Source organism: uncultured Anaerococcus sp., assembly GCF_937934665.1.
Classification (GTDB): domain Bacteria; phylum Bacillota; class Clostridia; order Tissierellales; family Peptoniphilaceae; genus Anaerococcus.
This window is the reverse complement of record NZ_CALGYW010000036.1, coordinates 1-7,381: the sequence shown is the minus strand read 5'-3', so window position 1 is coordinate 7,381 and position 7,381 is coordinate 1. Positions and strand designations below refer to the sequence as shown.

The window sequence follows — 7,381 nt, the reverse complement described above, 5'->3', positions numbered from 1 at the left end:
GGCAAGAGAAGGCCAGCTTCAACCCTATCAGGAGGGGAAAATTTCCTAGCAAGCCTATCCCTTGCCCTAGGCCTTTCTGATGAGATCGGGGCATATAATGGGGGAATAAGGATAGATACCCTCTTTATAGACGAGGGCTTTGGCACTCTTTCTAAAGAATTTCTCGCCAATGCCATAGAAACCATAGAGAAACTTTCTAAAGAGGACAGGTTTGTCGGTCTTATTTCCCATGTAGACGAGTTAAAAGATGCTATAGAAGCTAAGATTTTAATTACTTATGACCCAAGTAGGGGGTCAAGTTTGGAGATTGTAAATGATTAGATTAGTAATTTCAGATTCGGCAGAAAATTCTAGCCTTTACCTCTATAAAAAAATAGAAGAAAGGCTTGACGAGGGTAAAAAATCAATCCTCATCGTGCCTGAACAATACACCCTAGAAACCGATATAAATTTTTTAAAGTCTATAAAATATAAGGCGGTAATGGATGCTAAGGTCCTTTCTTTTTCGTCATTTGCTAGCTTTTTTATGGATAATTTTTCTGAAGGCAAATTTGAGTTTTTAAATAAGGAAGGAAAAGTTTTGCTTCTAACAAATATCCTCCAAGACTTAAAAGATGACCTCAAAGTATTTGAAAATTCTTATCAAAATATTGACTTTATAAACTCTATAGTTGGTTTGATATCTTCTTTTAAGGACAATAAATTTGATGAAGAATTTTTTAAAAGCGTATCAAAAAGTCATATTTCTGATATTTCAAAGTTAAAATTTGAAGAAATCAAGTTGATTTTAGATTCCTACCAGAAGGAAATTGATGGAAAATACCTTGATAAGGAAGATATCTTAACCTATGTGGCAGAAAATTTAAAAAGTACCGACCTATTTGACGGTTATGAAATATTTATAGATAAGTTTGATTTTTTTGAGGAAAGAAAACTTGATCTAATTTCTGCCCTTCATGCAAAGGGTCTAGACTTAAATATTTCCTTAAATATTGACCCAAAATATATAGCAAATCCACTTATTAGACCAGAAATTTTTGACAGCCCAGCAAGGACCCTTGCTTATTTTATGGAAAATTATAAAACAGAAATTATAAGGCTTGAAGAAAGTCGAGGTCCCGCAGACTTTCGCCACCTTATGGCTAATTTTGACACCTATAGGCCAGAAGTTTACGGAGAGTCTCCTAAAAATATTAGCCTTTATGAGTCCATATCAACTAAGTCTGAAGTAGAAAATATGGCCCTTCTTATAAATAAGCTTATAAAGACAAATCCCAACCTCCGTTTTAATGACATGGCAATCTACCTTACAGATACCACCCAGTATGAAAATGAACTAATAAAGACTTTTGCTAGGTATGAGATTCCAATCTTTCTAGACAAAAGAAGGAAGATGGCAGATAACCACATCATAAAAACTTTTTTGGCCCTTATTAGACTAGCTGTAAATAATTTTAGAACTGAAGATTTATTCTATATCCTAAATTCAAAGCTTATTGGAGTTTCACAAAAAGATGCCAATACCCTAATAAATTTCCTAACCTATAGGAAAATAAAGGGGTCCATGGTTGAAAATGATAAGTATTTTGTCATGGATGAAACATTTTACGAAAAAAACCTAGCCCAAGATCCTAAAAAGGATGAAAAAATTTTGAAAAAACGCCAAGAATACAAAATTGTAAATGAGGTTAGGGCAAAGATTTTAAAATTGATTAGGGGTCTTGGTGATAAAAATGCAAGCGTAAAAGAGACTGCGACAAAGATTTATAGGATGATTTCAGATTCTGCTATAAGGGCAGGCATAAATTCTTTCCAAGATAAGCTTTTAGCAAACGGCTCCCTTGATGACTATAAGGAAAATGAACAGATTTGGGATGAGTTTGTAGCTATTTTAGACCAGTTAGTTCTTTTGATGGGAGAAAGAACTCTGCCCCTTGCTAGGATTTATAGCCTAATAGAATCAGTCAGCAAGGATATCCAAATAGGCCTAATTCCACCATCTAAAGACCACCTTATTGTAACCGACTTTAAAAGAGATAGGGTTTCCTATAAGAAAATAAATATCCTTATGGGTATGGATGATTCTTATTTTCCTTCAATGGAAGTGAAGGATTATATAATAAGTCCTGATGAGACAGAAGAGATGGGAAAAGCTAATATTGACCTAAAACTTTACGCCAAAGACCGTGACAAGGCTGAGCTTTTAAGCCTTTACAAAATCATATCTAGGAGTGAAAAACTAATCCTATCCTACGCCCTATCTGACAAGGAGGGAAAAGACCTAAACGAAAGTCTTGTAATCCGTGATCTAAGAAAGATTTTCCCTGGACTTAATAAAAATATCCTCCTTGAAATAGGGGCAAGGGATGCAGTTTTTTCTAAGGAAAGCCTTAAAAAATATACCCTTGATGTCTTAAATAAAGTAGCTAATAGGGAAAACTTAAGGGAAGATGATAAGAACTTAGCCCTTGCCTTTATGGAATACTTAAGGGAAAATTCTGAGGATAGTGATAATAAAGAAATCTATGACAAGATTAAAAAAGGACTTTTTTATAACAATGACAAAAAACCTCTTGCCCCAGATCTTAGGGAAGTTCTTTACAAAAAACACGCTTATTCGGTATCGGAGATTGAAACCTATTCATCTTGCCCTTACAAGCACTTTATAGCCTACGGCCTAAGGCCAGGTGTAGATAAGGAATTTGACGTAGATGCCCTTGATATAGGCAATATTGTCCACAAGTCCTTTGAAGACCTATCAAAACTTCTTAAAGAAATGGACCTAGATGAGGTTGATTTTGATAAGATAGATGAGATTTTAGATGATAAGTTTGAAGAAGGGATCGATGAAAATCTAGACTCGGAGAGGAAGGATAATCCAAAAAATAAGTACATCCTTAAAAATATAAATAAGGCAGCCAAGAGAAATACTAGGCAGATAGTTGACCAACTACAAAAGGGAGACTTTAAACTCGAATACTTTGAAGAAGCCTTTGATAAGGGTGGATTTTTTGATCCAGTCTATATCGACGATGAATCCTATATAAGGGGTAGGATTGATAGGATAGATATGGCGGGAAACCTGGTAAGGGTTATTGACTATAAGACAGGCTCTAAGGCCTTTAACCTTGCAGCCATTCTTAATGGCAAGGACCTACAACTTATAATTTATATGATAGCTGTAAGTGATGATAAGAAAAATCTTGAACCAATCGGCGCCTTTTATATTTCTCTAAAAGATGAAATAGAAAGTTTTACCGACCCTATTAGTGATGAGGCGAAGCTAGCAGCAAGTCTTGATAAGAAATTTGCCCTAGATGGAATCTTACTTGATAAGGATGGTAAGGCCTTGACCCTTATGGATAGGGACTCAAATGGTAAGACTTCACCTCTGGTTAGAAATAGGAGAAATTATAAGATAAGCGAAGAAGACTTTAGAAAACTATCAAGCTTTGTAAAAAATATGGTGGGGGATATGATAGTTGATATTAAAAAAGGCAAGATAAGTCTAGAGCCCCTTAGGGAGGATAAGAATTATTCAGCCTGTACCTATTGCGACTACAAGGGTATTTGTAAGTTTGATAAGACAATTGACAGTTTCAGGTTTAGGGATATGGATAAAAATCTTACTATAAAGGATTTGGAGGATAAAAATGAGTGAACTTAGGCTAACTGATGGGCAAAAATCCGCCATTTACGAAAGAGATAAAAATATAATAGTATCTGCAGCAGCAGGGTCTGGTAAGACCATGGTCCTTGTAAATAGGGTTATTTCAATAATGGTTGAAGAAGGAATTGACATTGATAAGATGATCATAGTGACTTTCACCAACAAAAGTGCCCAGGATATGAAAGATAAGATAAGAGCAGCCCTTGAAGAAAGGGCGGCAGACTTTGACCCAGCCTTTATAAAAAGACAGTTTAGGCTCTTAAAACTTGCTCAAATAAAAACCCTCCATTCATTTTGCTCTGATATGCTAAGAGAAAACTTCTATTATATGGACAACCTTAGCCCAAATTTCAAGGTTATGCCCGATTCTACAGGCAAGATTTTTATGGCAGATGCCATTGATGAAGTTTTTGATAGGGAATATGAAAAAATGGACGAAGACTTTGTTTATTTTTTACAAAACTTCTCTGGGGAAAGGTCAGATGCTAAAGCTAAGGAAATAGTTCTTTTAACTTATCAAAAAATTGTAGGTATGATTGACGGCATGGCCTGGCTAAAAGATGCCAAGGATAGGGGAGATAGGCTTGATTATTTTAAAGATTTTATAGAAAAAAAGATGGACCTAATCTTAAATTCTATAGAAAACCTTGGGGCAAGGCTAAATCCTATCCTTCCAGCCTCAGCAGTAAACCTAATAGCAGGTGATTATGAGGTTGTAGCAAGTATTAGAAATCAGATTGATTCTTGGGAGAAGTTCGCTAAGGCCCATAAAGAGAAAAAATACCCAACCTTTGGCAAAAAAATCAAAACTGAAATTGATGATGACGGCTTGGTTTATGAGATAGAAGCGGCAAGAAAGGCCTATAAGGAAGATGTCAAAGAAATAGAGTCCTTAATTACAAATACAGATCCTAAGGCCCTAGACTTTATAAAGAATAGGGAAGAGATCCTCTTTGATAAGCTTTATAAGCTGACTTTTGATTTTAAAGATAGCTTTGATAAGAAAAAAGCCGCCAAAGATTACCTAGACTTTAATGACCTAGAGCATGAATTTATCAAGCTTTTAGCAAATGAAACTGCCAGAGAAAAACTAAAAACTAAGTATAGGTATATTTTCTTTGATGAATACCAAGATTCTAATGAAATCCAAAACTATATTGTAGATAAGCTTAAGGGCGAGAGAAACCTATTTTTTGTAGGAGACGTCAAACAATCAATTTACGGTTTTAGGAGGGCAAGGCCTGACCTATTTATAGAAAAACTTGAAAGCTATGAAAAAGACGAAGACTCTATGAGAGTAAACCTAAACGAAAACTTTAGGACAGATAAGCTAATCCTTGACTTTAATAACTATATCTTTGATAGGTTAATGACTAAGGATATGGCAGATATCGACTACAAAAAGGGAGGTCACAGGTTAAACTACGGCAAGGGAGAAAAAGACCTTTTAGATTCAGCTAGGGTTGGAGTTAAGGTCCTTGGCCCAAAGGTTAAAGAAGAAGTCTATTTGACAAAGCTTATAGGAGATCTTTTAGCAGAAGGCTATGAGTACCGTGATATAGCCATTCTATTAAGAAATGGAACCGAGTCCTATAAGTATGAAGAAGCTTTCAAAAAGGCTGATATTCCTTATTTTAATGATATTTCCAAGGTATCAACCCAGGCAAGTGAGGTAGGTTTTTTTATAAATTTACTTAAGTATCTAACAAATCCCAACGACGACCTAGTCTTGATGGCAGTTTTAAGGTCGGTAATCTTTGATATAGATGAAGATGACCTGGCCAAAATCAAATTATCATCGGACTCCTATAAGTTTTATGAGGCCTTTGAAGATTATGATAAGGAAGATGCACTTGGTGAGAAGATAAATAATTTTAAAGCCCTCATAGAAGATTTAAAAGATAAGCTTGCGATACTAAATTTATATGACTTTGCCAACTATCTTTTTGAAAAATCTGGACTTTATGATTTTATATTAGCAAGGGATCTCGCAGAAGATAGGATAAATAATATAGACTCTGTAATAGAGTTAATGGCAGATTATGATGCATCAAACGACAACGGTCTTTACGGCTTTGTAAATTTCTTTACCAATCTAGAGCAAACTAGGTCTGACTCCATAAGCCCAAGTCGTGACCTATCAGAGGGGGAAGATTTAGTTAGGATAATGACAGTCCATAAGTCCAAGGGTCTTGAATTTAAGATAGTAATCCTAGCAGGGGCTGATAAACGCTTTAACAAGCAGGTAAACCCTATAATTTTTGATGAAAAAATAGGAATTGGTATAAATGTAGCTGACTATGAAAATAAAATAAAAATTCCAAATATTAATAGAAAGCTAATTATAGAAAAATCCAGGGAAGATGATAAAAAAGAGGAGATGAGAATCCTCTATGTGGCCCTAACTCGTGCAGAAGAAAGGCTTTATATAACAGGAAACTTTGATAAAACGAGCAAGGCCAGTGAAAAAATCTACAAAAATGAATCCTACCTCAAGTTAAACTCCCACCTAGAATGGATTTTGGCGGCCCTATCTTTTGATAATATTACTAGTGAATTTTTTACAGGTATTAAAAAAGAATCTGCTTTTGATAGAAGGATTGGATTTGATTTTATAGAAGAAGCCTATGACCTAGGGGAAAACCAAAATGAAAACCTCTATGACCTCTTAAATGAAAAGGCTAATCCAGATATTTATAAGGAAATATCAACTAAGTTAGAATTTTCCTACCAAGGTAATGAAGATATAGGTAAAAGTCTTAAAAAATCAGTAACAGAGCTTGCCAAGGACTTTAATAAGGAAAGTGAAGGTTACCAAAGTTTTGATGTAGAAGGATTTAGCCAGAATATTTCCTTTAAAAAACCAAGTTTTTTAGAAAAGGAAAAAACCTACAGTCCAACAGAAAAGGGAAGCCTAATCCACAAAGTCTTCCAAAAACTTCCTATGAAGACCTATACCGAAGAGACCTTGCTTGATGAAATAGATAGGCTAATTGATAAAAAAATCTTTGATAAGACAATTAAAGACCTAATAGATGTTGATAAACTTTTAAGCTTTTATGAAAATGACCTTATAAAGGAATTAATTGAAGGCAAATTTTCCAAAAGAAGTGAGGAATCCTTCCTAATGGCCTATGACGGATACTATGTAAATGGTCAAATCGACCTAATTTTTGAAAAAGATGAGGAAATAATCCTAATCGACTTTAAGACCGATAGGATAAAAAGAGAAGATGCCTACAAAACCCAGCTTGCTATCTACAAGGAAGCCATAGAAGAAGCCTTGGGCAAAAAAGTGAGTAAGTCACTTATTTATTGGTACAATTTTAAAGAATTTCAAATTATTTAAGGAAGGAAGTAAGTTTAGGGAAAGAAAAAAATTAAAGGTTTTAAAATAGTTTTGGCAATCCTTGTTGGATTATTTTTAATAGACCTTGCTACAAATAAGTTTGTAAATATTGATATTAGCGACCTAGCCAGGATAGATAGGGCTATAATTGATGAATATGAGAAATTTCAAGAAAGCGATGACAAACTTTGGCAAGATTATAAGCTAAGGGATAAGGACATAGTTGTAATTAACAAGAAATTTCTTGGAAATACTTATCTACTTACTAAAGATTCTAAGATAAAATCAATTTTTGCAAAGAAGATTTCTAATCAAAATGATAAGGTAAATATTTATAGGATAATGAAATTTTATCCTAAAAA

At 34.3% G+C, this 7,381-nt stretch carries 3 protein-coding genes and 1 pseudogene; all 4 read left to right on the top strand.

The window, feature by feature from the left end:
- Positions 1–321, top strand: a 321-nt coding sequence (locus tag Q0410_RS01535; protein ID WP_299032162.1) for an SbcC/MukB-like Walker B domain-containing protein, incomplete at its 5' end; no start/stop codon positions are given.
- Positions 314–3,661 carry a PD-(D/E)XK nuclease family protein gene (locus Q0410_RS01530; RefSeq protein WP_299032159.1) on the top strand — a complete coding sequence of 1,116 codons (3,348 nt, stop codon included), beginning with the start codon at positions 314–316 and terminating at the stop codon, positions 3,659–3,661. The genes Q0410_RS01535 and Q0410_RS01530, both read left to right, overlap by 8 nt.
- Complete coding sequence (locus Q0410_RS01525) at positions 3,654–7,019, top strand: UvrD-helicase domain-containing protein (protein ID WP_299032156.1); 3,366 nt, start codon at positions 3,654–3,656, stop codon at positions 7,017–7,019. Before Q0410_RS01530 ends, Q0410_RS01525 begins: the two co-directional genes overlap by 8 nt.
- A gap of 51 nt (positions 7,020–7,070) precedes the next feature.
- Positions 7,071–7,381, top strand: a pseudogene (locus tag Q0410_RS01520) (hypothetical protein); the annotation flags it as partial.

Excerpts from the sequence above, each read along its gene's own strand:
- Q0410_RS01530 (WP_299032159.1), top strand. The coding sequence starts at position 314 with ATGATTAGATTAGTAATTTCAGATTCGGCAGAAAATTCTAGCCTTTAC.
- Q0410_RS01525 (WP_299032156.1), top strand. The coding sequence starts at position 3,654 with ATGAGTGAACTTAGGCTAACTGATGGGCAAAAATCCGCCATTTACGAA.